This window comes from Flavobacterium ustbae, from assembly GCF_003946915.1.
GTDB lineage: Bacteria > Bacteroidota > Bacteroidia > Flavobacteriales > Flavobacteriaceae > Flavobacterium > Flavobacterium ustbae.
Genome location: NZ_RPOC01000024.1, coordinates 19357 through 45734 on the forward strand (window position 1 = coordinate 19357; position 26378 = coordinate 45734).

Annotated in this window: 28 protein-coding genes and 2 tRNA genes; 13 read left to right on the forward strand and 17 right to left on the reverse strand. The window is 33.3% G+C overall.

What is annotated here, in order from left to right; translation table 11 throughout:
* The first annotated feature begins 96 nt into the window (after positions 1-96).
* Together EG814_RS19740 and yihA are read left to right on the forward strand one after the other, a co-directional pair.
* Positions 97-861 carry an alpha/beta fold hydrolase gene (locus tag EG814_RS19740; protein WP_125723599.1) on the forward strand — a complete coding sequence of 255 codons (765 nt, stop codon included), beginning with the start codon at positions 97-99 and terminating at the stop codon, positions 859-861.
* 43 nt (positions 862-904) lie between these two features.
* Positions 905-1525, forward strand: a complete 621-nt coding sequence (yihA, locus tag EG814_RS19745; protein ID WP_125723600.1) for a ribosome biogenesis GTP-binding protein YihA/YsxC — start codon at positions 905-907, stop codon at positions 1523-1525.
* A 96-nt stretch (positions 1526-1621) separates the two neighbouring features.
* On the opposite strand, the gene gldC is transcribed toward yihA, so the two are convergent.
* Both gldC and gldB read right to left on the reverse strand, forming a co-directional pair.
* Positions 1622-1954, reverse strand: coding sequence for a gliding motility protein GldC (gene gldC, locus EG814_RS19750; protein WP_164515351.1), 333 nt, complete (start codon positions 1952-1954; stop codon positions 1622-1624).
* Positions 1954-2910 (reverse strand): gliding motility lipoprotein GldB, encoded by a 957-nt coding sequence (gene gldB, locus EG814_RS19755; protein ID WP_125723601.1) that lies wholly within the window; start codon positions 2908-2910, stop codon positions 1954-1956. Before gldB ends, gldC begins: the two co-directional genes overlap by 1 nt.
* A 99-nt stretch (positions 2911-3009) precedes the next feature.
* On the opposite strand from gldB, the gene nadE reads away from it, so the two are divergent.
* Together nadE and EG814_RS19765 are read left to right on the forward strand one after the other, a co-directional pair.
* Positions 3010-3816 carry an NAD(+) synthase gene (gene nadE / locus EG814_RS19760; RefSeq protein WP_125723602.1) on the forward strand — a complete coding sequence of 269 codons (807 nt, stop codon included), beginning with the start codon at positions 3010-3012 and terminating at the stop codon, positions 3814-3816.
* Positions 3817-3908: 92 nt separating this feature from the next.
* Positions 3909-4538 (forward strand): response regulator transcription factor, encoded by a 630-nt coding sequence (locus EG814_RS19765; RefSeq protein ID WP_008467169.1) that lies wholly within the window; start codon positions 3909-3911, stop codon positions 4536-4538.
* A gap of 94 nt (positions 4539-4632) precedes the next feature.
* On the opposite strand, the gene dnaG is transcribed toward EG814_RS19765, so the two are convergent.
* The 5 genes from dnaG to EG814_RS19790 all read right to left on the reverse strand — a co-directional run bounded on the left by dnaG (position 4633) and on the right by EG814_RS19790 (position 10476).
* On the reverse strand, positions 4633-6696 hold the full coding sequence (gene dnaG, locus EG814_RS19770; RefSeq protein WP_125723603.1) for a DNA primase: 2064 nt from the start codon (positions 6694-6696) through the stop codon (positions 4633-4635).
* Positions 6697-6825: 129 nt separating this feature from the next.
* Entirely contained in the window at positions 6826-7917 is a 1092-nt protein-coding gene (locus EG814_RS19775; protein ID WP_125723604.1) for a hypothetical protein, read from the reverse strand.
* A gap of 76 nt (positions 7918-7993) precedes the next feature.
* Positions 7994-8752 (reverse strand): hypothetical protein, encoded by a 759-nt coding sequence (locus EG814_RS19780; protein WP_125723605.1) that lies wholly within the window; start codon positions 8750-8752, stop codon positions 7994-7996.
* Positions 8739-9299: an RNA polymerase sigma factor gene (locus EG814_RS19785; protein ID WP_125723606.1), complete on the reverse strand. Its 561-nt coding sequence runs from the start codon at positions 9297-9299 to the stop codon at positions 8739-8741. Before EG814_RS19785 ends, EG814_RS19780 begins: the two co-directional genes overlap by 14 nt.
* A gap of 199 nt (positions 9300-9498) precedes the next feature.
* Positions 9499-10476, reverse strand: coding sequence for a polyprenyl synthetase family protein (locus EG814_RS19790; RefSeq protein ID WP_109191933.1), 978 nt, complete (start codon positions 10474-10476; stop codon positions 9499-9501).
* A 160-nt stretch (positions 10477-10636) separates the two neighbouring features.
* On the opposite strand from EG814_RS19790, the gene EG814_RS19795 reads away from it, so the two are divergent.
* Positions 10637-11497 carry a hypothetical protein gene (locus tag EG814_RS19795; protein ID WP_125723607.1) on the forward strand — a complete coding sequence of 287 codons (861 nt, stop codon included), beginning with the start codon at positions 10637-10639 and terminating at the stop codon, positions 11495-11497.
* 249 nt (positions 11498-11746) lie between these two features.
* On the opposite strand, the gene rlmN is transcribed toward EG814_RS19795, so the two are convergent.
* Positions 11747-12799 (reverse strand): 23S rRNA (adenine(2503)-C(2))-methyltransferase RlmN, encoded by a 1053-nt coding sequence (gene rlmN / locus EG814_RS19800; protein WP_125723608.1) that lies wholly within the window; start codon positions 12797-12799, stop codon positions 11747-11749.
* Between the two features lie 429 nt (positions 12800-13228).
* Between rlmN and EG814_RS19805 the strand changes: the two genes are divergently transcribed.
* From EG814_RS19805 to EG814_RS19835, 7 genes are all read left to right on the forward strand, one after another.
* The gene (locus EG814_RS19805; protein WP_125723609.1) at positions 13229-13789 is read left to right on the forward strand and encodes a YceI family protein; all 561 of its coding nucleotides are present in this window, start codon (positions 13229-13231) and stop codon (positions 13787-13789) included.
* 297 nt (positions 13790-14086) lie between these two features.
* Entirely contained in the window at positions 14087-14656 is a 570-nt protein-coding gene (locus EG814_RS19810; RefSeq protein WP_125723610.1) for a YceI family protein, read from the forward strand.
* Positions 14657-14661: 5 nt separating this feature from the next.
* Positions 14662-16110: a hypothetical protein gene (locus EG814_RS19815; RefSeq protein WP_125723611.1), complete on the forward strand. Its 1449-nt coding sequence runs from the start codon at positions 14662-14664 to the stop codon at positions 16108-16110.
* Between the two features lie 7 nt (positions 16111-16117).
* A complete protein-coding gene (locus tag EG814_RS19820; RefSeq protein WP_125723612.1) occupies positions 16118-16669 on the forward strand; it encodes a hypothetical protein in 552 nt (183 codons plus the stop codon).
* Between the two features lie 175 nt (positions 16670-16844).
* Entirely contained in the window at positions 16845-17243 is a 399-nt protein-coding gene (locus tag EG814_RS19825; RefSeq protein ID WP_125723613.1) for a hypothetical protein, read from the forward strand.
* A 111-nt stretch (positions 17244-17354) separates the two neighbouring features.
* Positions 17355-17996: an O-methyltransferase gene (locus EG814_RS19830; RefSeq protein ID WP_125723614.1), complete on the forward strand. Its 642-nt coding sequence runs from the start codon at positions 17355-17357 to the stop codon at positions 17994-17996.
* A 76-nt stretch (positions 17997-18072) separates the two neighbouring features.
* Positions 18073-18792, forward strand: a complete 720-nt coding sequence (locus EG814_RS19835) for a phytanoyl-CoA dioxygenase family protein (RefSeq protein ID WP_125723615.1) — start codon at positions 18073-18075, stop codon at positions 18790-18792.
* A 203-nt stretch (positions 18793-18995) separates the two neighbouring features.
* On the opposite strand, the gene EG814_RS19840 is transcribed toward EG814_RS19835, so the two are convergent.
* The 7 genes from EG814_RS19840 to EG814_RS19870 all read right to left on the reverse strand — a co-directional run bounded on the left by EG814_RS19840 (position 18996) and on the right by EG814_RS19870 (position 25104).
* Positions 18996-19559 (reverse strand): phosphatase PAP2 family protein, encoded by a 564-nt coding sequence (locus tag EG814_RS19840; protein WP_125723616.1) that lies wholly within the window; start codon positions 19557-19559, stop codon positions 18996-18998.
* Positions 19559-19906 (reverse strand): Sec-independent protein translocase subunit TatA/TatB, encoded by a 348-nt coding sequence (locus EG814_RS19845; protein WP_125723617.1) that lies wholly within the window; start codon positions 19904-19906, stop codon positions 19559-19561. The genes EG814_RS19840 and EG814_RS19845 overlap by 1 nt, the downstream gene beginning before the upstream one ends.
* Positions 19907-20060: 154 nt before the next feature.
* Entirely contained in the window at positions 20061-22304 is a 2244-nt protein-coding gene (locus EG814_RS19850) for a M1 family metallopeptidase (protein WP_125723618.1), read from the reverse strand.
* Between the two features lie 66 nt (positions 22305-22370).
* On the reverse strand, positions 22371-22877 hold the full coding sequence (locus EG814_RS19855) for a DUF6702 family protein (protein ID WP_125723619.1): 507 nt from the start codon (positions 22875-22877) through the stop codon (positions 22371-22373).
* The gene (locus EG814_RS19860; RefSeq protein ID WP_125723620.1) at positions 22874-23629 is read right to left on the reverse strand and encodes a hypothetical protein; all 756 of its coding nucleotides are present in this window, start codon (positions 23627-23629) and stop codon (positions 22874-22876) included. Before EG814_RS19860 ends, EG814_RS19855 begins: the two co-directional genes overlap by 4 nt.
* On the reverse strand, positions 23619-24347 hold the full coding sequence (locus EG814_RS19865; RefSeq protein WP_125723621.1) for a carboxypeptidase-like regulatory domain-containing protein: 729 nt from the start codon (positions 24345-24347) through the stop codon (positions 23619-23621). Before EG814_RS19865 ends, EG814_RS19860 begins: the two co-directional genes overlap by 11 nt.
* Positions 24334-25104, reverse strand: coding sequence for a carboxypeptidase-like regulatory domain-containing protein (locus EG814_RS19870; RefSeq protein WP_125723622.1), 771 nt, complete (start codon positions 25102-25104; stop codon positions 24334-24336). Before EG814_RS19870 ends, EG814_RS19865 begins: the two co-directional genes overlap by 14 nt.
* A 163-nt stretch (positions 25105-25267) precedes the next feature.
* Here EG814_RS19870 and pepE point away from each other — a divergent pair, with 163 nt between their 5' ends.
* Positions 25268-25975: a dipeptidase PepE gene (gene pepE / locus EG814_RS19875; protein ID WP_125723623.1), complete on the forward strand. Its 708-nt coding sequence runs from the start codon at positions 25268-25270 to the stop codon at positions 25973-25975.
* 137 nt (positions 25976-26112) lie between these two features.
* On the opposite strand, the gene EG814_RS19880 is transcribed toward pepE, so the two are convergent.
* Positions 26113-26185: transfer RNA gene (locus EG814_RS19880), tRNA-Gly, on the reverse strand.
* A 98-nt stretch (positions 26186-26283) separates the two neighbouring features.
* Positions 26284-26356 (reverse strand) — tRNA-Gly (locus EG814_RS19885).
* Positions 26357-26378: the final 22 nt, after the last annotated feature.

Below are 26378 nucleotides of genomic sequence, written 5' to 3' on the forward strand. Positions count from 1 at the left end.
TTCTACTCAAATTATCTAGTTAAAAAATGGCATCAAAAATTCATTTTTGTGTAATTAACCCTATATTTGTCGAAATTGAAATTGGCATTAGATTAGATGGACAAACACTATAAAAAAGAAGGCAAATACAGCTATTTTGAAGCTGGAGAAGGAACTCCGATCGTTATTCTGCATGGTTTAATGGGGGGCCTAAGTAACTTTGATGGTGTAGCACAATATTTCCCAACGAAAGGGTATAAAGTTGTTATCCCAGATTTGCCAATATACACTCAAAGCATTTTAAAAACGAACGTAAAAAGTTTTGCGAAATACGTAAAAGACTTTATTACTTTTAAAGGGTTTGACAAAGTTATTCTTCTAGGAAATTCTCTAGGAGGACACATTGCTTTATATCACACAAAACTGTATCCTGAAAAAGTTGCTGGACTTGTAATTACTGGAAGTTCTGGTCTTTACGAAAGCGCAATGGGAGACAGTTACCCAAGAAGAGGCGATTATGAATACATCAAAAAGAAAGCTGAAGATGTATTTTATGACCCAAAAATTGCAACTCCAGAATTGATTGATGAAGTTTACGCTACGGCTAACGACCGCATCAAATTAATCAAAACTTTGACGATTGCAAAAAGCGCAATTCGCCACAACATGGCCAAAGATTTACCAAAAATGGACGTTGATACGTGTATAATTTGGGGTAAAAATGATAATGTAACACCGCCAAATGTGGCAGAAGAATTTCATAAATTATTGCCTAATTCTGATTTGTATTGGATTGATAAATGCGGACACGCAGCAATGATGGAACACCCTCAGGAATTTAACGAAGTTCTTGAAAAATGGCTTACCGAAAAGAAATTATAGCCGTCAAAAAATTATTTTAGGAGGTTTTAAAACGTAAAGGAATATGAAAATTAATACCGCCGAATTTATTGTCAGCAATTCTGATGCATCAAAATGCCCGAAGGATTTTTTGCCAGAATATGCTTTTATAGGAAGATCAAACGTAGGTAAGTCATCATTGATTAACATGCTTACCAATAATAAAAACTTAGCTAAAACTTCAGGAAAACCGGGAAAGACACAGTTAATTAATCACTTTAAGATTAATAACAACTGGTTTTTGGTCGATTTACCAGGTTATGGTTATGCTAAAGTTTCAAAGAAAACAAAATCTGTTTTTCAGCAATTTATTACCGATTATTTTGAAACAAGAGAACAATTGGTTTGTGCTTTTGTTTTGATTGATATTCGCCATGAGGCTCAAAATATCGATGTCGAATTTATGTCTTATATGGGCGAAAGTGAGATTCCGTTCTGTATTATTTTTACAAAAGCAGATAAAATCAGCAAAGGAAAAATAGATTCGCATATCGCGGCTTACAAAAAACAAATGTTTGCCAACAACTGGGCCGAAATGCCACAGTATTTTGTAACCTCATCTACAGAATCAATCGGAAAGGAAGAGTTGCTTTCTTATATTGACGAAGTAAATCAGGAAGTTTTTAAAAATAACTCAGAATTTTAAAATTAAATTTCAAAGTTAAAAATATACATATTGAAAATCCCAAATTCCAATTATATTTAAGATTGGAATTTGGGATTTGATTTATTTGAAATTTTACTATTTCGTAAGTTCTAGTTTTTCTGCAAAGTAATCACAGAAATCTTTCATCGTGTCAGACATTTTTTCGTCGTCTGTTGCACGTTTGAAAGTATCTGACATTGCTACTAAAGTCTGATGGAAGAAAATCTTCATTTCGTCTACCGGCATATCTTTGGTCCACAAATCAATACGCATGGTTTCTTTTGCTTTGCTATCCCAAATTGACAGCATTATCGCTTTTGCCTCTTCGGCTTGAACTCCACCGTCTTGTGCACTCCACGTCAATTTTTCTGGAACACGGTTTTCGTCCAATTCTATATTAAATCTAATCTCTGAATTTATATTTGCCATTATTTCTTAGGTTTATATTTTGATTTTTCGAAGATTTCTTTTGGCTCCAACTTAAACAATTCGGCTAAAGAAACATCACTATTATTTTTCATGTAAGAACGTACCATCTGCCAGCCTATCCAAGCTCCCACTCGCCCTGGAGAATCGTTATCAATTTCTAAAAAGAATTTAGAAAAAGGTGCCGGAGCTATAAATCGCGCATTCAATTTCGGGTCATCACTGTAGAGCATTTCATTTTCTATAAAATAACGCCACATATAAGCTTCGTTTTCTTGACACCATTTTATCTGCTCAGGCGTATACCCCATTTTTTCAGCATCTGTATATTCAGGAAGCAGCAAATCTTTTGCATAAAGCTGTTTTCCTTCAAAAACCATTTGAGAAACTAAACTCTTGTCAATCGAATTCTGAATATTTCGATAAGAAAAACTAGAAACCACGTCTGGCATAATTTGTCTTTCTTCAAAATTCTCTTTTAAATAATTTGGAAACTCATAAAACTTATGCTCTTTTCCCAAATACAATTCTAAAGCTACCACAACAAGACTGTCTGCATAAATTGCTTTTGCATTATAGTCCATTTCTCCAATAACGGTAATTACCTTCGGAATTTTAGTTTTAGGGAAATAATACTTTATGTGCTGAAAAAGTTCATTAAATTCTTTGCGAACGGGTTCGAAATTACTGTATTTTTTCTGAACTTCTTCATAAACTTCTCTCCAGATCGGATCATTCATTTTCTGAATCCAGACATTATCATCGTTACCCGGAAAGAAAAAAGGATATTGTTTTTTTACTTTTGCCAGATCTTGTGGTTTAGTTTCAAAAAACACTTTATCAAATCGTTCTACTTTAATATCAACAGGGATTTCTTCTACTTCTTTTTCAACCTTACTTTTTTGGTTGCAAGACAAAAAAAACAGGCATAGAACCACTGCAAAGCGATAAATTTTCATTTTATTTTAATTAGATTTGTGTTATCAGAATTTTAAGTAATTGCATACTCAAAATAATTCTGCAAATATACATCCCTGCATCTTAAAACTTAAACTATTATGGCTAAAAAAAGCACAATTCAAACAGAAAAAGTAAATACGCACATTGTAGACTGGTTAAAAAATTACGCTACTAATGCAAAAGTAAACGGTTTTGTAATTGGAATCTCAGGAGGTGTAGATTCTGCAGTAACTTCAACTTTATGCGCACAGACAGGACTGAAAGTTTTATGTGTAGAAATGCCAATTCATCAAGCAGAAAGCCAAGTTTCAAGAGGAAGAGAACATATTGAGCAACTTAAAAAACGTTTTCCAAATGTTTCTGATGTTAAGACTGATCTGACAGACACTTTCGAATCTTTTAAAAGTGCTGTACCTTCAACTGAAGATGTAGCGAAAGTCAATTTAGCTTTGGCTAATACTCGCGCCCGCATCAGAATGACTTCTTTATATTATTTAGCAGGAATTCACGGTTTGCTTGTTGCCGGAACTGGAAACAAGGTAGAAGATTTTGGTGTAGGTTTTTACACTAAATATGGAGATGGCGGAGTCGATTTAAGTCCGATTGCTGATTTAATGAAATCTGATGTTTATGCTTTAGGAGAATTTTTACAGATTCCGCAGTCAATTTTAACAGCTGCTCCTACGGATGGATTATTTGGTGACAATCGTACTGACGAAGACCAATTGGGCGCAAGTTATGACGAACTAGAATGGGCGATGTTAGCCGCGGAGTCAGGAAAAATGGCATCTGACTTTGAGGGGAGAGAAAAATCTGTCTTTGAAATTTATAAACGATTAAACACCAGCAACAAGCATAAAATGGATCCAATTCCGGTTTGTTTGATCCCAAAAACGTTAAAATAATACATTTTAACATTCTCTGCGAGTTATTACAGAATTTATTTATTAATTTTACCGTTCCAAAAACATGAACAATTCTAAAAAAGGTAAAAATTATGATTAAAGTATGTCTAGCAGACAATCATCCTGTGACGCACTTTGGCGTTAAGTCTTATTTTAAAGACCACGATCAAATTTCAATTGTTGCCAACGTAGGCAATTTTTCAATGGTTAGAGATATTCTTCAAACGAAGGAAATCGACATTCTAATCTTAGATTTAGAGTTAGAAGGACTTTCAAGTATCTTTGAAATTAAATCTATCTTGAAAAATTTCCCAAAAACAAAAATTGTTATTTTCAGTGATCTTGCTGAGCAAATGTACGCTCCAAACGCAATTAAGGCAGGAGTTTCTGGGTATGTGCACAAAACAGAAAAACTTGAAACATTAGGTCATTCTATTATTAAAGTACACGAAGGAAAAATTATCATTAATGAAACAGTACGTAAAAACATGGCTCTTATTGCTAAACAAAGCAAAAGTGAACGTCTGTACAGAAAACTTTCTAACCGTGAAATCGAGGTTTTACGTTATTTAAGTGATGGTAAGAAAAACAATGAAATCTCTAAAATCTTAAATCTGAACGAAAAAACAATCAGTACTTACAAACTAAGATTATTGACTAAATTGAATGTTACGAATTTAGTTGACTTAGTAAATAAAGCTAAGACTTTAGAAATTATTTAATCACAAGTCGAAATTCTTAACCTTTTAAGAGAATCGAAAAATTTATAAAACTCTATCTATTTTGATTTTATCAATTAGATAGAGTTTTTTCTTTTTAGTGATAAGGCACTACTACTCGTCCTAATTTTTTCGAAAAGTTATTTAGCAATTTGGAATAATCAATCACCATACTTAAAACCTCTGAATTATCTTCCTGCGGATTGGTTAATAGCGAATTCTTTAATTCGGCAATAATTCCAGACACCAAATACCATCTCATAGCAAATATCGTCTCAGAAACATTCTGCTCGATGGTTTCGCTTTTCTGTTTTGGAAAAATATTCTGCCCTTCCCAATTGTGAATGGTTAATCTTTCATCTTCCATTAATATATTGGTCACCTCTTGAGCAAAATCGGGCTCCAGATGCATTAGATATTTGTCTAGATTAAAAGTTTCATTCTGGTTATAAAAATCAATAATATTATTGTAAATATTTTGAAACAAGACATTTGACAATTCTATTTCATCTTCCTGAAGACTTAAATATATTTTTTGAAATACTTTATATTCTCTTTTTTCCGATACTTCTTTTACATTTCCTTCTTCATCAGCTTTCAAGTAAACATCTTCGAAACTTTCTACCACACTTCCGTACAATAGTAAAATTTCAATTACTTTCTTTTCAAAATTATAGAGAATATCTACTTTTTGAGCTTGTTCTTGCGGATAGTACCCTGGATCTCCTGGATAATCATCTGGCGGTCCTGTTCTTGGATCTTCTGGATCTCCTCCTGAAAAAGTGCCGGCTTGCAGCTGGTTTCTAACTACTTCAAAAGGTCTTTGCTCTTGTTTCTGTTTTTTATTCGCGTCAGCGATATCTTTCTGAATCAGCTGTGCCAAAGTACTCGTTAGAACCTGCTCTGAAATATCCATGATTCGCGCACATTCCTGAATATATACTTCACGCTGAATACGGTCTGGAATTTTAGAAATACTCGCAACCATATCACGAATCAGATCGGCTTTTTTTATAGGATCGTTTTTGGCTTCATCCATTAAGATCGAAGCTTTAAACTGTATAAAATCTTTACTGTTATTTTCTAGATAAGCAACTAAATCGTCATGCGAATTGGCACGCGCAAAACTATCTGGATCTTCTCCTTGCGGGAAAGAACAAACACGAACATTCATTCCTTCTTCCAGAATCAAATCGATTCCTCGAATTGCAGCTCGCAAACCTGCCGCATCTCCATCAAAAAGAACGGTGATATTTCGCGTCAGACGATTGATCAAACGAATCTGATCTGGCGTTAATGCCGTTCCAGAAGATGCCACAACGTTTTCTATTCCAGCCTGATTAAACTGAATTACATCGGTATACCCTTCTACCAGATAACAATTGTTTTGTTTGGCTATGGATTGTTTGGCATGGTAAATTCCGTAAAGGACTTTACTTTTATGGTAAATATCGCTTTCTGGCGAGTTCAGGTATTTTGCCGCTTTTTTATCATTGGTTAAAATACGTCCTCCAAAACCTAAAACACGTCCTGACATACTTTGAATCGGGAACATTACGCGCCCTTTAAATCGGTCAAAAGGGCGGTCTTCTCTCGGAATTGTTAAACCTGTACTTTCTAGAAATTCTAATTTATAGCCTTTTCCTAAGGCTTCTTTTGTCAAAGCATCCCAGGTTTCTGGAGAATATCCTAAATTAAACTTTTTAATGGTTTCGTTAGTAAAACCTCTTTCTTTAAAATACGATAAACCAATGGCTTTTCCTTCTTCAGAATTCAATAAGACATCATGAAAATATTTAGAAGCAAACTCCGAAACCAGATACATACTTTCGCGAAGATCTGTATTTGCTTTTTCCGCTTCTGTCTGTTCCGTTTCTTCAATTTCGATATTATATTTTTTGGCTAAATATCGAATGGCTTCTGGATAGGTAAACTGCGAATGTTCCATTAAAAACTTAACGGAATTTCCTCCTTTTCCTGTACTAAAGTCTTTCCAAATTCCTTTTGCGGGCGATACCATGAACGAAGGCGAACGCTCATCTGAGAACGGACTCAATCCTTTAAAGTTACTTCCTGCGCGTTTCAAATTCACAAAATCGCCGATAACCTCCTCTACTCGAGCAGTTTCAAAAACAGAATCTATGGTGCTTTGTGAAATCAAAATCTAAATTATTTTTTTAAGTGGATAGCTAGCAAAAATACGTAAATCTTGGTTGAATTTTAAATGATTTTTTAAACAAAAAAAGCACCTCCAAATAGAGATGCTCTTTACTAACTAAACTTAATTTTCTTAATTGAAATCGAAGCGAATACCCAAAGAAATATTATTCTCATCAACTAAATTGTTCTTAAAAATTGGATTTAAGTCATATTTCAAATACAAGCTTATTTCTTTGTAGCCAAAGTAAGAACTCAATCCATAAATAAAATTATTGACATTATAATCGCCTTTTGTTTTTTGTGTCGTTTTATAATCATTGTCTTCAAACTTTAAAATCTGTTTCGATTTTACATTGATTCCAGCATATCCTCCAAACCCCATTCTGAATCCTTTGTGTGTTCTAAAATAGGTTTTCCCATCATGATTGCCGTCTTTCGAAAAATCAAATTCTAAATGAACCGGAGCCACTAAATACACATTTCTAAAAAGAGATTCTTTTAAATGTATCGGATTTGTAACTAAATCTGTTTGTTGGCCGTTTACAACAAAACTGCGATTATCTGTCGGACGAAGATTATTATACATTAAAGAAAGACCGTATTTGGCATGCAATAAATTATTGTCGTTTAGAATTCTAGAATTTAAAGTCAAACCCCATTCGTAAAAATGCGACCCAATAAAGTCGTAATTAGAATCTTGAAGTTTACCATCCACCATACTACTATTCAACCCCATTGCAAATACAAATTGAGAAGTTGTTCTTTTAGATTCTCTTTTAATTTTATCATCCTTACCGTCGTATACTTTCATTGCAGGAATTTTTATTTCTGTTTGATTCGCTCTAATGGAGTCATTGTTTCCGCCAATTACCAAAATGGTTCCTCCTTTCGCTTTCTCATAGTTTAGCTTTCCATCTACTTTTTCCTGAATCAGTTCCTGTAATTTTTCTTGTTCTACGGCAACTCTATTTTCGATATTACGGGCTCTCTTTTCTGCAAATTCCTTTTTTCTTTTTTCTGCTTCTTCTTTAGAAATAGTTCCTTCGACTAATTGTGTGTTAACATCGTCAACTTCTTTTTTAAGTTCTGCTTTTTCTTCCTTTGTAATTTTTTCGATTTCTATTGCTATTGCCTTTGCTTTGTTCTCAAAAGTTTCCTGTGCCAGCAATTTTGTGACAAATAAGAAAAACAGAAGGAATAAATAAATGGTTAAATTTTTCATGATTACTTTTTTTGATTGATTGGATTAATTTGATTGCTACGCCAGTTCGAGCTAAGCTCTCGTGTGATGATTGTACTTATTTTTTAACGTTTCGATTTTCAACCGCAACTTTGACCGTGTGATAACTTCTATTTATTTTGGTAATCAGTTTTTCTCTAAAAGAAAGCTCCAATTCCCCATCTACCTGATCCAATAGATCGTTAGAATTGATTTTTACTTTAGATTTTGATTTAGATTTTGATTTAGACGCATTTTCTGCCAGAATTTTATTTTCTGCCGTTTCTAATAGTTGATCTATATTTTCTTTTTTTGAAGTTTCTGCAACTAAAGTTTGACTGGTTGTTGATTGTTTTTCTTGATTGTTTTTGATGATGATTGAAGACTCCGCTATTTGATTTGATTCATTTTGATTGTTTTTATCTGAAATTTGTCCCGAAGCTTCGGAATTGTTTTTTTCATTTTTGTTTGCTCTTTCTTCCGAAGTTTTTTCAGCAATTGCAGTTTCCGCTTTCGCTGAATCAATAGTATTTAAAATAGGCTCTTTTACTGATTCTTTTTGAGTTTCGTTTTCTTTTTCCACAACTACCGTTTCTGGCGTTTTAACTGCATCTTTATTCTGATTGAAAAACAGTGTCCCAACCAATAAAAACCCGATGAAGCTGGCCGCGATATACAACCATTTTCTTTTTGATTTTTTGGAATGAAGTTTAACTGGCTCTTTCTCTTCTGCCACAGTCAGCATCGCATCCAATCGATCCCAGGCTTTATTGCTTGGTTCAATTTTGCGCTGGTTTAGTTTGTCACGGAAATCCTTTTCAAAATTATTCGGTTCCATTATCTTGTTTTTTTAAAATAGTAATTTGTGTTTGGAGCATTTTTCTAGCGTGCGATAATTGCGATTTCGATGTTCCTTCATTTATTCCTAACATCTTGGCAATCTCATTGTGTTTGTAACCTTCAATCGCATATAAATTGAAAACCATTTTGTAGCCATCTGGCAAAGCATCAATTAAATACTGAATCTGTTCTACCGTAAACTGGCTGTCGATTTGATTAAAGCTTTCCTCAACAAAAAACTCATCTTCAGCAAATTTTACTTTTTTCTGAACTCTTAAATACGAAATGCATTCGTTAACCATAATTCTGCGAATCCAGCCTTCAAAACTGCCTTTGTGTTCAAAGTTTTTCAGATTCGTAAATACTTTCATGAAAGCGGTTATCATTACATCTTCTGCCAGCTGAATGTCTTTTATATATTGACGGCACACGCTTAACATTTTAGAAGAAAACTTACTATAAATCTGCTGCTGCGCCTGACGATTGTTTTCGACAGCGAGCTTTATGATTTTAGCTTCTTCTTGATGTAATGCTATAATTTTCATTAATAAGCGGTTCGGTTTTGGTTTTAGAAATAGACTTCTATTAGCATAGACGATTGTTGATTTGAAATGGTTGCATCAACTATTAAAAATTTCAATAAAAAAATTTCAAATCCCAACAAAATAAAAATAGACAACTGATTTACAACAAAGTAAAACAATTATCTAATTGACAAGTTTTCTAATTATCTAATTTGAGAGACTATTTTTTTCTTTCAATAACGTAGTTCACCATCAAAGTGAGAGCATCTTTGTATTCTGAATCTTCGAAGTTTTGAAGTAATGCAAGTGCTTCCTGCTGGAATTCGACCATTTTGTTTTCGGCGTAAGCCAAACCATTATTATTTTTCACAAAGGCAATCACTTCTTTTACGCGTTTTTTGTCTTTGTTGTGGTTTTTGATGGAGTTTATCAGCCACTTTTTTTCTTGCGGAGTACAAGTGTTTAAAACATGAATTAAAGGCAATGTCATTTTTTGCTCTTTAATATCTATTCCCGTTGGTTTTCCGATGGCTTCTTCACTGTAGTCGAATAAATCGTCTTTGATTTGGAAAGCCATTCCTATTAACTCGCCGAATTTGCGCATGTTTTCTACCTGAATATCGTCTTCGATCACGGCTTTCGCGCCAAGCGCACAACAAGCAGCAATAAGCGTTGCGGTTTTTTTACGGATGATTTCGTAATACACGTCTTCGGTAATATCCAATCTTCTTGCTTTTTCGATTTGAAGCAATTCTCCTTCGCTCATTTCGCGAACGGCTACAGAAATGATTCTCAATAAATCAAAATCGCCATTATCTATAGAAAGTAACAAACCTTTAGACAATAAATAATCTCCAACGAGAACGGCAATTTTATTTTTCCAAAGTGCATTGATGGAGAAAAATCCGCGGCGGCGATTGCTGTCGTCTACTACATCATCGTGTACTAAAGTTGCGGTGTGAATAAGTTCAATTACAGAAGCTCCGCGATAGGTTCTCTCATTTACAGTACCGCCAGAAACCATTTTTGCAGTAAGAAAAACAAACATCGGACGCATTTGTTTTCCTTTACGGTTTACGATATAATAGGTGATTCTGTTTAGTAAGGCAACCTTAGAAGTCATCGATTCATGGAACTTTTTTTCGAAAAGTTCCATCTCGTTAAAAATGGGTTGCTTTATTTGAGACGTAATATTCATTTAGACCCCAAATATACTATTTTAAATAAAAATACGTTGTGTATTTTAGGTTAGGATTTAAATATTTTATGCTCGAACCTTAAATAAAACACCCAAAATAGCTCTAACTAATACTGATTTGAATTCATTAACTTAAAAGAAGAACCCAAACTATTTATTTATGAAAACAAAATTTTTATTACTTAGCACTTATATTACGATGTCTTTTTTTATCAGCTGTAATTCTGATGAAAAAACAAATGATGAAACAGTCGCTGCGATTACGAACGAAGAAATTATAACTAATTCTAAAATCGATGCTTCTGTTGAGGATGTTACGAATATTGCTGAAGACCAATTTAGTTCTCAGCTTAATGTGAATGCAAAACCAAGCGGACCAATAAAAAATTATCTTCCGAGTTGTGCCACCATTACAACCGTTTTAACCAACAATACTTGGACAAAAACTGTCGATTTTGGCGCTGAAGGCTGTACTCTTAACAACGGAAATACAGTTAAAGGAAAAATGGTTGTTTCTTTTTCTAATGATTTCACTTCTTCTACACAAACTATTAGCTACACTTTTGAAGGATTTTATCATAATGACAAAAAACTTCAGGGAAGTAAAAGCATTGTAAGAACCATTAAAGAAACCAGCCTATTAGTGACACCACACCCAGTTTCTACGGCATCTATAGATTTAGCCATTACTTTTGATGATGGAAAAGTGTATACTAGAAAAGGAACTTTGATAAAAGAAATGACTTCTGGTTATGACACATGGTTTGATTGGGAGGATAATGTATTTGTGGTTACCGGAAGTGGCACTACAACTTTCCCTAACGGAGATACTTTCTCTGCAGAGATTACTACTCCTTTAGAATTTAATGCGTCTTGCAGAAAATCTTTTGCAGTAAAAGGAATTGTTTCTATAACAAAAAATGGTGCTTCAGCTACTCTTGATTATGGAAACGGAGAATGTGATACACTTGCAACAGTAACAAAAGATGGAGTTACAGAAGAAGTTGATTTGAAAAAATAAAGCATCCTTTTTGTCCAAAAAAAGCATTAAAAAAGAGAAAAACTCTCGTTTTTAATGCTTTTTGTTTTTATCTGAATATATTTTCTATAAACATTGCTACTACCGATATTTTACTCCTAACGGAGTATACTAAACAACCTTATATGATTCTGCCACCGATATTTTACTCTTAACGGAGTAATTTAGACAACCTTATATTGTGATTCCGCTACCGATATTTTACTCCTGACGGAGTTATTTTTAGTAACCTTATATTGTCTCTGCTTCTTTATTGGCTAATTGTCCGCATGCGGCATCAATATCTTTTCCTCGGCTTCTTCGTACTTTTACTACTACGCCGATATTTTCTAACGCTTTTATGTATGCCATAATCGATTCTTCTGAAGCTTGCTGGAATTCGCCATCATCGATTGGGTTATATTCAATTAAATTAACTTTGCACGGTACATATTTACAGAATTTCACCAATGCGTCAACCGAAGCTTTATCATCGTTAATTCCTTTCCAAACTACATATTCGTAAGAAACTTTGCTTTTGGTTTTTCTGTACCAATATTCTAAAGCTTCTCTCAAATCTTTTAAAGGGAAGTTTTTACTGAATGGCATGATGCGTGCACGGGTTTCGTCTATAGCAGAGTGCAGAGAAACTGCCAGCTTAAACTTCACATCATCGTCTGCCATTTTTTTGATTATTTTCGGAATTCCAGAGGTCGAAACCATGATTCGTTTTGGAGACATTCCTAAGCCTTCTTCTGAAGTAATCATATCGATGGCTTTAATGACATTGTTATAATTCATTAAAGGTTCGCCCATTCCCATGAAAACGATATTTGAAAGCGGATGATTGTAATAAAGACGGCTTTCTTTGTCAATAGCCAAAACCTGATCATAAATTTCGCCTGGTTCTAGATTTCGCATTCTTTTTAATCTCGCTGTTGCGCAGAAATTACAATCTAAACTACAACCTACCTGACTAGAGACACATGCTGTAGTTCTGGTTTCGGTCGGAATTAAAACAGATTCTACCACAAGACCATCATGAAGGCGCACGGCATTTTTTACCGTTCCGTCACTACTTTTCTGCATCGTATCAACTTTAATATGGTTGATTACAAAATTGTTCTCCAACATAGATCTTGTAGCTTTTGCTACGTTTGTCATGTCTTCAAAACTGTGAGCTCCTTTGCTCCATAACCATTCATAAACCTGATTTCCACGGAAAGCTTTATCTCCATTTTCAACAAAAAAATCGCGAAGCTGCTCTTTTGATAAGGCTCGTATGTCTTTTTTCTCCATTTGCATGCTGCAAAGTTAATCACTTTTGTCATTTTTTTTGGCTTTTTACATTCATTCTTATTTAAACCATAAAAAATAGGGAGAAAATGACAGTCCTTTTCTATTATTTTCTAAAACTCAAAGTCTTGTCTGTCTTTTAATTTGATTTTTATCTAGAAAAAGTTCTCAAAACAGTTCTAGTATTTTCGATCACAAAAACAGCAACAACTTACACTTAACTTTCATTAGTATAAATATCAAAAAACCAACTTTAATAATGTTTGGCATTCTTTACTATAACAATTTAATAAATATTTAGCCATGATTTTTATCATTTCGTTTTCTATACGCGCGCGATAATTTTGGTCTAAGAAATAAGTATTGTTTTTAATTTTTGAACCACTAACTGAATTTTAAAACTTCCTTATTTGAGTGATTAACCTATACTTTATCAACATGAAAACAATTCAATCAATTTTACTGACCGTAATTTTTACAACAATGTCATTACAGGCAAATGCGCAAAAAAATTATAACATAACTGCCAACTCCACTTTTGAAGTAGCAGGAACTTCTACCGTACATGACTGGGTAATGAAATCTACAGAAGGAACCGGAACTGCCAATTTAATAGTTAAAGATGCTAAACTTGCTGGTATAAATAGCTTAACGGTTTCGTTATTGGCAGAAAGCTTAAAAAGCTATAAAACAAGCATGGACAAAGTAGCTTATGAAGCTATGGATACCGAAACATATAAATATATTGAATATGTTTTAAAATCTGCTGAAAAAATTGATGAAACAACTTGGGACTTAACTGGTGTTTATACTATTGCTGGCGTGAGCAAAGAATATAAAACTCAAGTAAAAGTAACGGCAACTAAAGGAGCTTTTGTTTTGCAGGGTTCTAACCAAATTACTTTTGGAGATTTTGAAATGACTCCTCCAAAGGCTGCTCTAGGAGTTGTAAAAGCAGGAAAAGATCTCACAGTCATCTTCAATATTATTTTAAGCTAAATAGAGCGTCAGCTGAATGTTAAAAATTGCACTCTTTTTAAGAGTGCTTTTTTTTAACCAAATGTTAAAATTATCGATTTAATAAAATTCGCCTCCTTGTTTATCGATTCCTCAAAAAATGAAAACGTTGTAGTTTATAAATAGCAATTTAATAAAATTTTAACAATGATTTTTATCATGTACTAAAACGGTATATAGGAGGATCTTTGATACAAGTTAAAAAACAATATAAAATACTTAAAGATAGAATTGGCCGAGTTTATCTATATTTTTTAAAATCTAAAAAACACAATAAAAATGAAAACCAATAAAATGAAATTATTCGCTCTCGTTATTGCAATTTTCGGAATCACTTCGTTTGCAAAAGCACAAAAATCATATTCCTTAGATAGTAAATCAACTTTTTCTGTTGCGGGAACATCTACACTTCACGACTGGGAAATGAAATCGGCTTCTGGAACTGGAACGGCTTCTTTAAATATTGCTAATGGAAAATTAACTGAGATAGAAGCTCTGACAGTTACTCTTTTAGCAGAAAGTGTAAAAAGCGAGAAAAAAAGCATGGACAAGGTAGCTTACGAAACGCTAAAAACAGATAAAAACAAAAACATTAAATACGTTCTGAAATCTGCTGAAAAAGTAAATGAAACAACTTGGGAATTAACTGGAACTTACACCATTGCAGGAGTTAGCAAAGTTTATAAAACCAACGTAAAAACAACCGTTACAAAAGATGGTTTAAATCTGCAAGGATCTAATAAAATCACTTTTTCAGAATTCGGAATGAAATCGCCAACCGCAATGCTTGGTACAATAAAAACAGGACAAGACCTAACTGTAAAATTTAATTTAACCTTTAATTTATAACCGCCATGAAGAAGATTTATATTCTATTTATTGCAGCAATTAGCACATTTACCGTTCAAGCACAAGTTAGCTTTGGAAATATGCAAAACCAAATTTCGAGAGATAAAAATGGTATCAACGTTTTTGACGTTCAAAAAGATGATAGAGAGTTTAAAGGTCTTAGTATAGATCTTGGTGGTGCTTTCAACATGGATTTTCAAGCCACAAATTCATTCAACGACCAACCTGCTAGTTCTACTACTACCACGACAGCAGGTAATACAACTACTGTAAGAACAATTACTGGCTATCGTTTAATGAATACAGAAAACAATTTTACTCTTCCTGCGGCTGATATGTACATTGGAGCTCAGTTATTTGATGGTGTGAGAGTAAATTTAGATATTTATTTAGCATCAAGACATCACAATGATTCTTATGTGAAAGGCGGATACTTACAAATTGACAAGTTAGACTTTATCAAAAAAGACTTCTTGGCTGATGTAATGAAATATGCTACAATTAAAATTGGACAAATGGAGAACAACTTTGGTGATGCTCACTTCAGAAGTTCTGATAATGGAAACACAATAAGAAATGCATTTGTTGGTAATAACATCATGAATTCGTTCACCACAGAAATGGGTATGGAAGTGTACTACAAAAGAAATGGTTGGGTAAGCATGTTAGGTGTTACCAATGGTAATTTAAATCAAAGTAACGAAGAAGTTTTTTACACTTCTGGTCCAAACACAAATACAACGCATAGTCCTTCAATCTTAGCTAAATTTGGTTATGACAAACAACTGAGCCAAGATTTAAGAATTAGACTTACAGGTTCTTACTATCATAATGCAAATCTAGGTAACGCAAACATATATGCTGCTAATAGATCAGGATTTGGTTACTGGGGTATTTTGAATAATAATGCTTACAACAATACCATTACTAGAACCGACGCTGACGGAAATGTCACTACAACTTCTACAGATGTTCCTACTAGTTTCAGTAAAACTTCTACTCCAGAGGCAACGTTCAACCCTAATTTTAAAAACTGGGCTACTTCATACATGATTAACCCTTTTGTAAAATACAAAGGACTTGAATTTTTCGGAACAATCGAATTAGCTTCAGGAGGAGACAAAGCTGGAACTGACGACAAACGTACTGCTAACCAATATGCTACAGAGGTGATCTACAGATTTGGAAAAACAGAACAATTCTACCTTGGAGGTAAATATAACACAGTATCTGGAAAATTGTCTAATGCAGATGCTAAAGAGGTAACAGTAGATAGATTTGAAGCAAGTGCTGGTTGGTTTATGACTAAAAACATTTTAGCTAAATTAAATTACGTTAATCAAAACTATAAAAATTACTCACAATTTGTGGGAAATCCAGCTAGTGGAAATCCAAACAATTTTTATGGAGGTAAGTTTGATGGTTTAGTATTCGAAGCTACAATTTCATTCTAAAAAAAAAATGAAAACAAGATTTTCAATATTAATTATGGGTTTAGCACTATTCTTTTTCTTAGGAAGTGCTAAACCCACTTTTTTTCCAGAAGATACGGCTGTGGTAATAAATAAAATTAAAATAGAAATCACAGGACTATCAACTGTTGGTAAATACAATTGCTCTAATACTTTTTCTATAAAAGATACAGTCTTTGTAAATTCGATCAAAAAAAACACTTTTAATACTGAGATCAAAATGTCAGAGTTTGATTGTGGCAATAAAATAATGACCAAAGATTTACAAGGAACTGTCAAGGCTAAAAAGTTTCCGAACAGCACTGTTTCTATAAGCGACATAAAACCTGTCGGAAAAAACTACAAATGCAGATTAAACTTTTTCATTACAGATAAAACCCTAAAATACAAAGATTTTATTCTATACAATAACGACGACAAAATTCAAGGAACTCTTAATCTGAAATTCTCTGACATCGAATTGGAAGCTCCTGTAAAGATGGCTGGATTGATCAAAGTTAAAGACGACATTGTGATTAATTTCTCCTTATATAAAAAATAATTTTTTCTATTAAAAATTAAAACGCACTTACAAAAAAAATCAAAATTTGGCACAAGAATTGTTTTGCTCTCAAAAGAAAAATAATCTTACAAAGAGCTCAATCATTTTAAAATTTGTACTTTTATTTTTCAGCCATTTAACCTTTAAGTTTTTATCAACCTAAAAAAATTAAATTATGAAAAAACAAATTTTGAGTTTAGCTGTAATTGCTTTATTAGCTTTCGCTGTTCAATCTTGCGAGAAAAAAGAAACTAAACCAGCCGATGAAGAATTAACACTTGGAAACAAAGTAGATTCTTTAACAACAGACATTGAAGAAGTAACGGACAGTGCTGTAAGCAAAGCCGAAGGTGCCGCTGCAAAAGCAAAAGATGCAACACAAACAGCAGCTCAGGATGTAAAAGACGCGACTAAAAAAGCAGCCAATGACGTTGAAAATGCTGCTAAGAAAACGGCTACCGATGTAAAAGACGCTACTAAAAAAGGCGCAGAAAAAGTTGAAAATGCTGCTAAAGCCGCTAAAGACGGAACTGTAAAAACAGCTAAAGATGTAAATGAAGCTTTGAAAAAATAAAATTCATCTAAATCCAAAACAGAAACCATTCGCAAAACGAATGGTTTTTTTATACCCTATATTAAGTGTATAATTTTGTATTTTTGTTGCTAAATTACAAGACAGTACAACATGCATTTTATATCTCAAGAATTAGAAGATTATATCGAACAGCATTCTGAAAAAGAACCAGAATTGCTGGCAAAACTCAATAAAGAAACATATCAAAAAATACTTTTACCAAGAATGTTGAGTGGTCATTTTCAAGGCCGTGTTTTAAGTATGCTGTCTAAATTAATTCGTCCTGTAAATATTCTTGAAATTGGAACTTATACCGGTTATGCGGCTTTATGTTTATGCGAAGGAATGCAGGAGAATGGTCAATTACATACTATTGATATTAAAGAAGAATTGGTCGATTTTCAGCGAAAATATTTTGATCTGTCTCCCTGGGGAAACCAGATTGTTCAGCATTTAGGTGAAGCTGTAAATATCATTCCAGATTTAGACCTAAAGTTTGATTTGGTTTTTATCGATGCTGATAAAGAAAACTATCTGAATTACTGGGAAATGATTGTTCCAAAAATGAATAAAGGTGGCATTATTTTATCTGATAATGTTTTATGGAGCGGAAAAATTCTGGATCCTGTTCACCCAAATGACATAAGTACAAAGGTACTTTTAGAATACAATCAGCTTTTAAAAGAAGATCCAAGAGTTGAAACGGTTTTATTGCCAATACGAGATGGATTGACGGTTTCGAGGGTGCTTTAATTATAAGGTTCTAAGCTACTAAGCTACTAAGATGCTAAGGTGCTAAGGTTTTCTTTCTATGTTTAAAACAATTAAAATGGATTATTCCAATCAGGTAGATAACGAAGGTTTTTCAATAATAAATAATGTTTTTACAGAAAATGAAATTGAAAATTTAATTTCATTAATTGAAAATAAAACTGCAAACAATCAAGAGAGTTCTACTTTTAGAAAGTCTCAAGATTTATTTGCTATTAGGCAATTTCATAAAGAAATTCCAGAAACTCTTCCAGTTATTTTTAATAAAAAACTGCAGGAAATTATTGAGAACATTTTTGGTGAAGGCTTTTTTATTACAAAGTCTATCTATTTTGATAAACCAGAAAAATCGAATTGGTTTGTAGCTTATCATCAGGATCTAACAATTTCTGTTGATCAAAAAATTGAAATAGAAAATTTCGAAAATTGGACTGTAAAACAAAATCAATTTGCAGTACAGCCTCCTACAGAAATATTAGAGAATAATTTCACAATCAGAATTCATATCGATAAAACCACTAAAGATAATGGAGCTCTAAAAGTGATAAACAACTCGCATTCGAAAGGAATTTTGAGAATTGAAAACCTTGATTTCGAAAATGAAAAAGAAACAATCTGCGAAGTCGAAAAAGGTGGAATTATGATTATGAAACCTTTATTATTTCATGCTTCAAACAAAACCACAAACAACGAACGAAGAAGAGTCATCCATATTGAATTTAGCAAACAGCAGCTCCCAAATGGATTGGAATGGAGTGAAAAAACGGTTTTGAATTAGTTTTTTTTAAGCTTCTAAGGTGCTGAGGGACTAAGGCTCTAAGATTAAAAAAAGGCTTTAGCCAAACATCTTAATGTTTTTGGCTAAAGCCTTTTTTCTTGACTTTATTAAACCTCCAGACAAAACTGAAGACAAACAATATATTTATTAAGCTAAAAAAACTTAGAACCTTAGTCCCTCAGCACCTTAGAACCTTAAAAAAACTATCCTGGAAAATACTGCGGTTTTAGCTTTCTGTAAACCAAATATAAGAGTGATCCAAAAAGTGCTCCAAAGAAATAACCTGCTAGGATATCGCCTGGAAAATGTAATCCTAAATAAATTCGGCTGTAAGCGAAAATTAAAGGCCACAGGAATAAGAAACCAATATATTTAAAATAGCGCCTTAAAACCCAAAATAAGAAAGTTGCAACCGCCATTGTGTTTGCGGCATGTCCAGAGAAAAAGCTAAACGATTTTCGAACCTGAACTACTCTGATGATTGAGTTCACTTCAGGGTCATTGCAAGGGCGCAAACGCTGAAAAGTATGTTTAAACAAATTACAGGTCTGGTCTGTAAAAGCAAGCAGAATTGCTATAAAAAGTAAAATATACAGGGTTTGTTTTCCTCCTACTTTTTTATAAATAAGATAGAACAATAATAAGAAAAATGGCGTCCAGTTTAATTGACTGGTAATAATAAGCCATAATTTATCGTATGTTTCAGAACCTAACCCGTTTAGATAAATTAAAAGATCTTTATCTAATTCCTGTATTTTTTCAAGCATTATCTTTGGCGTTTTATAGGTCCAGAAAGGGTATCAATGTCTTCTTTTACTTTTTCGATTTCATTTGCAGTATCTCCTAAAAGATTTCCTGTATCGCCAAGTAAATTAGATTTTGCGTTATTAATTTCCGCATTAATATTTCCAGTGATATCAGTCAAGGATTTTGAATCAAGGCCATTAGCCTCTGCTCCTTTTTGGATTTCACTTTTAATATCATTAGTTGCATTCTTTAATTGAGCCATCGCTTTCCCCATTGTACGAGCAATTTCTGGCACTTTGTCTGAACCAAAAAGCATTAACACGATAAACAGTATGAAAACTAATTCTCCTCCTCCTATACCAAACATAACTTTTATTTTTGTTTGTCGCAAAGATATTAAATTTTGAACGCTCTGAGTTTTAAAATTAACTTAAAAAGTCCTTTAAAATATATTTCAAAAAAGAAAAAAGTTCATCGAGCTTTTAAACCCGATGAACTTTTTATTCTAAGTCTTATTTTTTTTAGTCAAATTTTGACTTTGTTTCTACTTTTGGCCAAGAGTTATTGGTTACATCAATATCTGCTGTTAGCAACTGCGGATCTATCTGAATACTCTTAATTGCTTTTGTTGTAGCGTATACTTTTCTAGCAGTTTCATTACTTTTTCTCCAGATTTGTGCTGGATATTTGTAATTATCTTTAGAACCATCTTCGTAAGTAATCTCTACTAAAATAGGCATAATCATTCCGCCTGGTTTATTAAATTCTACTTCGTAGAAGTATTTAGGAGATTTAATGGTCGCTTTTTCTTCAGCAGTAAAAGTTTGATCAACGTAATCTGCCAGAGGCTTAAAATCTTCCATTTTTAAAGCTTTTTTCTTAGAGTTGCTTACTTCTGCATTGTCTCCAGAAACCAAATAAACAAAAGGTCCTTTTTCGAATCCAAAACGTCCTTTTCTTACTTTAACATCTTTAATATCTGTAGTTGGAGTATCTGAAACATAATATTGTTTCACTTCTTTAATACCAATATCTACAAAATCTGTTGAATAGAACCATCCTCTCCAAAACCAATCCAAATCTACCGCCGAAGCATCTTCCATTGTTCTAAAGAAATCTTCTGGAGTTGGATGTTTAAATTTCCATCTGTTTGCATACGTTCTGAATGCGTGATCGAATAATTCTCTTCCCATAACTACTTCTCTCAAAATATTAAGACCTGTAGCTGGTTTTCCGTAAGCGTTATTTCCAAATTGGTGAATTGTTTCTGAATTAGACATAATCGGTTCTAAAAACTTTTGATCACCACTCATGTACGGAACAATATTTTTTGCCGGCCCTCTTCTTGAAGGGAAATTCGGGTCTAATTCCTGTTCTGCCAAATATTCTAAAAATGAATTCAAACCTTCATCCATCCAAGTCCATTGGCGTTCATCCGAATTCACAATCATTGGAAAGAAAGTATGTCCAACTTCATGAATAATAACACCTATCATTCCGTTTTTCACTTCTTTACTTGTCACTCCGTTTTCGTCCGGACGACCATAATTCCAACAAATCATTGGATATTCCATTCCTTGATCTTCTGCCGAAACTGAAACTGCTTTTGGGTATGGATATTCGAACGTATGAGATGAATAACTTTTTAAGGTATGTGCTACGACCATTGTAGAAGTTTCTCCCCAAAGCGGGTTTGCTTCTTTTGGATAAACAGATTCTGCCATAACAGTTCTGTTCCCCATCTTAACAGCCATTGCATCATAAATGAATTTTCTCGAAGAAGCAATTCCGAAATCACGAACATTTTTAGCGCTGAATTTCCACGTTTTTTTCTTTTCAGAAAACCCCTTTTCAGCTGCTTCAGCTTCTGCCTGTGTTACAATGACTACAGGTTTATCAAATGATTTTTGAGCTTGTTCGTATCTTTTCACTTGTTCAGCTGTAAAGACTTCGCTTCTGTTCATTAATTCTCCCGTTGCATCGATCACGTGATCTGCTGGAACAGTAATGTTTACATCGAAGTTTCCGAAAGGAAGAGCAAACTCTCCGCTTCCCCAGAATTGCATGTTTTGCCATCCTTCAACATCGTTGTAAACCGCCATTCTTGGGTAGAATTGAGCAATTACATATAATTTATTGCCATCTTTCTCGAATAATTCATATCCTGATCGACCGCCTTCTTTTCTATAATTATTAATATTGTACCACCATTTGATTGAGAAAGAAATTTTTTCCCCAGGTTTTAAAGGCGAAGTCAAGTTAATACGCATCATGGTTTCATTAATCGTATACGACATCGCATTTCCTTTAGCATCTTTAACTTGTTCGATATTAAAACCGCGCTCTAAATCTTTTTTCAAATATTTAGAAGAAAATCCTTCAAGAGGTAAAACCTGACTAATTTTATCACTTTCAGCTAATGAAGTTTGCGTATTTGCTTTTGCCTGATTCTGATCTAGCTGTATCCATAAATATTCCAGAACATCTGGCGAATTATTGGTATAGGTAATCGTTTCAGATCCGCTTAATCTTGAATTTTTATCATCCAATTCAACATCAATTTTGTAATCTGCCTGCTGTTGGTAATATGCCGGCCCTGGAGCTCCAGAAGCTGTACGAAACATATTTGGCGTTGCCAGTAAGTCGTACATCTGGCTAAACTTATTAGTATCGTACTTTCCTTGTTGCTTAGCAGGCGCGGTTACAGCTTTATCCTGCGCCACTAACATTGCAGGAAATAGTAATAATAATGAAAGTTTTTTCATAAAATTTTAATGGTAATTTCTTTAGCCTGTGAAAATAGTAATTATAACATTAATTTTATCAATGTCTTAATATTTTAACAATTCTTTCCTTGAAGATTCTGTAAAAAGCACACTTCTTTTTGTATCAAATGCTGAAATATGTGTAATGTTTTGCTGTTCTGAATTCCAATCTACCAAAACTGTATTGGAAATCTCAAGAGTTTTAAATTTATCTATATCCTTAATTCTTGAATAACAAACCAAAACGTCGTCGGCTTCAACTTCTTTAGACAAAAATGTTATTGCTTTCGATTGTCCGTTTACTTTAATTAAAAAATGCTCTGATAGATATTTTTTAAGCAATTCAACATCTGCCGGAGTTTCTTTGCTTGTACCTACAAAAGTTTTTTTGTGGTACTTTTTTTCCATTGCATTATTTAAATCATCAATAAAAATGCGGGAAGTAATTTGTAACATTTTCTTTTCGGCAGCATAATTCACCTGAAAAACACCAACATAAAATTTATGAAAAGTAAATGCTGAAAACAATACAAACAAAATAGCCAGCAAAGGATAAACTAACTTTTTTTTCATTTTTGAACAGCAGCAGCCTTCTTAAATTCTTTATTCTTATTAATCATGAAATCCATCAGCTGAAACTTCTGGTCTGGATCTAACAATTGTTTAGAATGCGGATCGTTTGAACAGTACATTAAGAAAAGCTCAATTTCGTCATCTTTAAGATTTAGCGTTTTAGAATAAAAATCTTTCGTAAAATTATCTTTGGCATATTCTACAAAAGCAATATCGGTAACTTCTTCCTCTCTTACATCTTCTTTTTTACTTAAAAGCTTTTTGACATCTTTAAAGATTCGAACAAAATCGGTTCCATATTTTATAGTCTGATCAGACATCATTGCATTATTTTTCGCTGTAGACTGATTGTCGTCTTCAAACTGCATATCTACAAATTTTTGAGAATTGCCTTCTAACGATTTTACTTTTAATTCTTTATGAACTACAACTTCCTTAAGCTGATTATTAACCATGTCCAATTTCACTTTAAACAGAATCTCAGCACAGTCTTTTTCAGTTAAAACTATTTTTTTTGATTGAAATGTAAGGCCAGAAAACAGCAAAGTATCTTTTGGCTGTGCCATGATATCAAATAAACCACCAGAACCAATAAATGTTCTGACATTAGCATTAATATTCATTACGTAACCACTTTCTATCGTTAAAAAATCGTTTATAACTTGACCGTGTAATGGTTTCCTAAAACCGTTTTGCCCTAATACAAATTGACAAAATAAGCAGACAACGAGTACTCCTAATTTATTTTTCATTTTCGAGAATTGTTAGATATTTTCTTGCTAGATCTGTGATTAAAAACATACTCATTGTTTTGTTTTTCGTATTCAAAGATACAGCAAATTCAGCATCATCCACACAAAATAATTGAAATCCTTTTATATAATCTACAGGTATTTTTAATCTTTCCGTATAATAATTCTCCTCAAAAAGATATTCCAGCTTTCTAAAAAGAGCTTCCTTTTTCTCTACATTCACTTCTTTTTTTAGCATGGCAGTTCGCCCAGAAATACTATTTAAAAGCTTATCAATCGATGTTGAAGTAGCGGTATAAACTTTTCGTTCTGCGGGCGTGTATTTTTTTTGTCCGTACGGAATAATTCCTAAATTTTCAGCTGTTATATTGGCATTTTCATTTACCACAACCTCTTTCAACTCCACTTCTTTTGCGGTCATTTTCACCACTAAAGTATTCGGATACAGATCTTCAGCTGTAATTCTCTTTTTTATCGGTTCCAAATTAACCGCAGAAAAAACCAGAACATCACCTTCTTTGGCCATTATTAAAAAATTACCATCAGAATCTGAAACTGTCGCTACCTGAGTAGCATTATTAATAATATTTACCCCTTCAATTGGAGTGGAGTGTTCTAGCACTTTACCGGCTACTTGTTTACTATCGTTTTTTTGTCCAAAACTAATCTGAGCAAGAAACAAAAAAACAAGAATTGATATGATTTTATTTTTTTTCACTAACAATCATTTCTTTGTATTTTACAGCTAATTCTCCTAAAAGAAATTCTGTAGAAGTTTTATTCTTAGAATTCAAAATTGCAGTAAACTTATCATTTTCTATTGCATAATATTCAAAACCTTTTACATAATCTGCCGGTATTTTTAATCGGTCAATAAAATGATCGAGACTAAACATATTTTCTAGCAATCTCATGAAAAACTCTTTCTTCTCAACCGCAACTTCTTTTTTAAGTATAGCTGTTCGCCCTGAGAAAAAATTAAGCAACGGATCTGCAGATACAGAACCTCCAGCCATTGTACCTGCATTTGCTGTAGCGTTTAGCGCAGTTGCCGTCTGCAGTTTACGTTCTGCTGCGGTGTATTTCTTTTGTCCTAACGGAATTATCCCCAGGCTTTCGGCGTTAATGTTATCATATCGTTTTACAACAACTTCTTGTAATTGATACATAACCATATTGAGATTAACAGTAAAATTGAGATTGGAGAAATCTTCTTGTTTCAATAAAACCCTTTTTTCTTTAAAACTTATCGAAGAAAAAACCAGCACATCGTCTGCTTTTGCTAAAATAGAAAACGATCCTGCTGCATTTGTGGTTACAGTCTCTTCCGTCTGGGCATTGATCACATAAATACCTTCCATATCTGATGCGTTGGAAACCACCGAACCATTAAAAACAGAACGATCCTGAAGACTCTGAGACCAGCCAACCTGACCCGCGATAACAATTAAAAAACAACTAATTTTATGAAGCAAAATGAAATAAATTAAAAATATTGTTAAAACGGTAAAAATATCTCAAGTCGTTCCAAATTTAATACTAATGAGTTGGTAAAAATATGTTAATTAAAACCGCAAAAATTTAAAGAAAAACAGACTTTTTAATACCTTTAACAAACAAAATTTGAGTTTAAAAATCATGAAAAGCATTATTATTGCCAGTACTTCTACTTTACACGGAGGCAACTACTTAGAATATATTTTACCTATTTTAAAAACACATTTTAAAAACTGCAAAACAATCTTATTTATTCCGTATGCACGCCCTGGGGGTATTTCGCACGACGACTATACAAAAAAAGCTGCTGAAGCTTTCGCTACAATTAACATTGAGGTTAAAGGAATTCATGAATTTGAAAATCCGAAAGATGCGGTAAAGAACGCGGAAGGAATTTTTACAGGCGGAGGAAATACTTTTTTGCTAGTTACACAGCTTTACAAAAACAATGTTATGCAGTTACTTTCTGAGACTGTAAAAAATGGAACTCCGTATCTAGGATCGAGTGCAGGAAGCAATATTTGCGGTTTGTCTATGCAGAGTACAAACGATATGCCTATTGTTTATCCTCCAAGTTTTCAAACTTTAGGATTAATTCCATTTAACTTAAATCCGCATTATTTGGATGCCGATCTACAATCGAAACACATGGGAGAAACTCGCGAAACAAGAATTAAAGAATTTCACGCATTTAATTCAATTCCGGTTTTAGGCTTAAGAGAAGGAAGCTGGTTAGAAGTTAAAGGCGAAAAAATTATCTTGAAAGGAGATTTGAAAGCTCGTTTGTTCAGGCAAAACCAAGACCCAACAGAACTAGAAGCTGAAAGCGATTTGAGCGATCTGAAATAATTTTTAAATTTTTTAAACCATATAAGTTATATAAGTTCATTTAATTAAAGCCTTAGCAAAAAACTTATTCCCTTATATAACTTATATGGTTAAAAAAAAAAAAAAAAAGCCTCAAACAATGTTTGAGACTTTTGAAGAGCGAAAGACGAGGCTCGAACTCGCGACAACCAGCTTGGAAGGCTGGAGCTCTACCAACTGAGCTACTTTCGCATTAACTGGGTGCAAATTTAAAAAATTCAATTTTAAAAACAAATAAAAATCAAAAATTTTATTTTCACAAAAACAAAACTAATAAGTTTGTTTTCTAGAGCGAAAGACGAGGCTCGAACTCGCGACAACCAGCTTGGAAGGCTGGAGCTCTACCAACTGAGCTACTTTCGCATTGGTTCGGCAAAGATAGAAA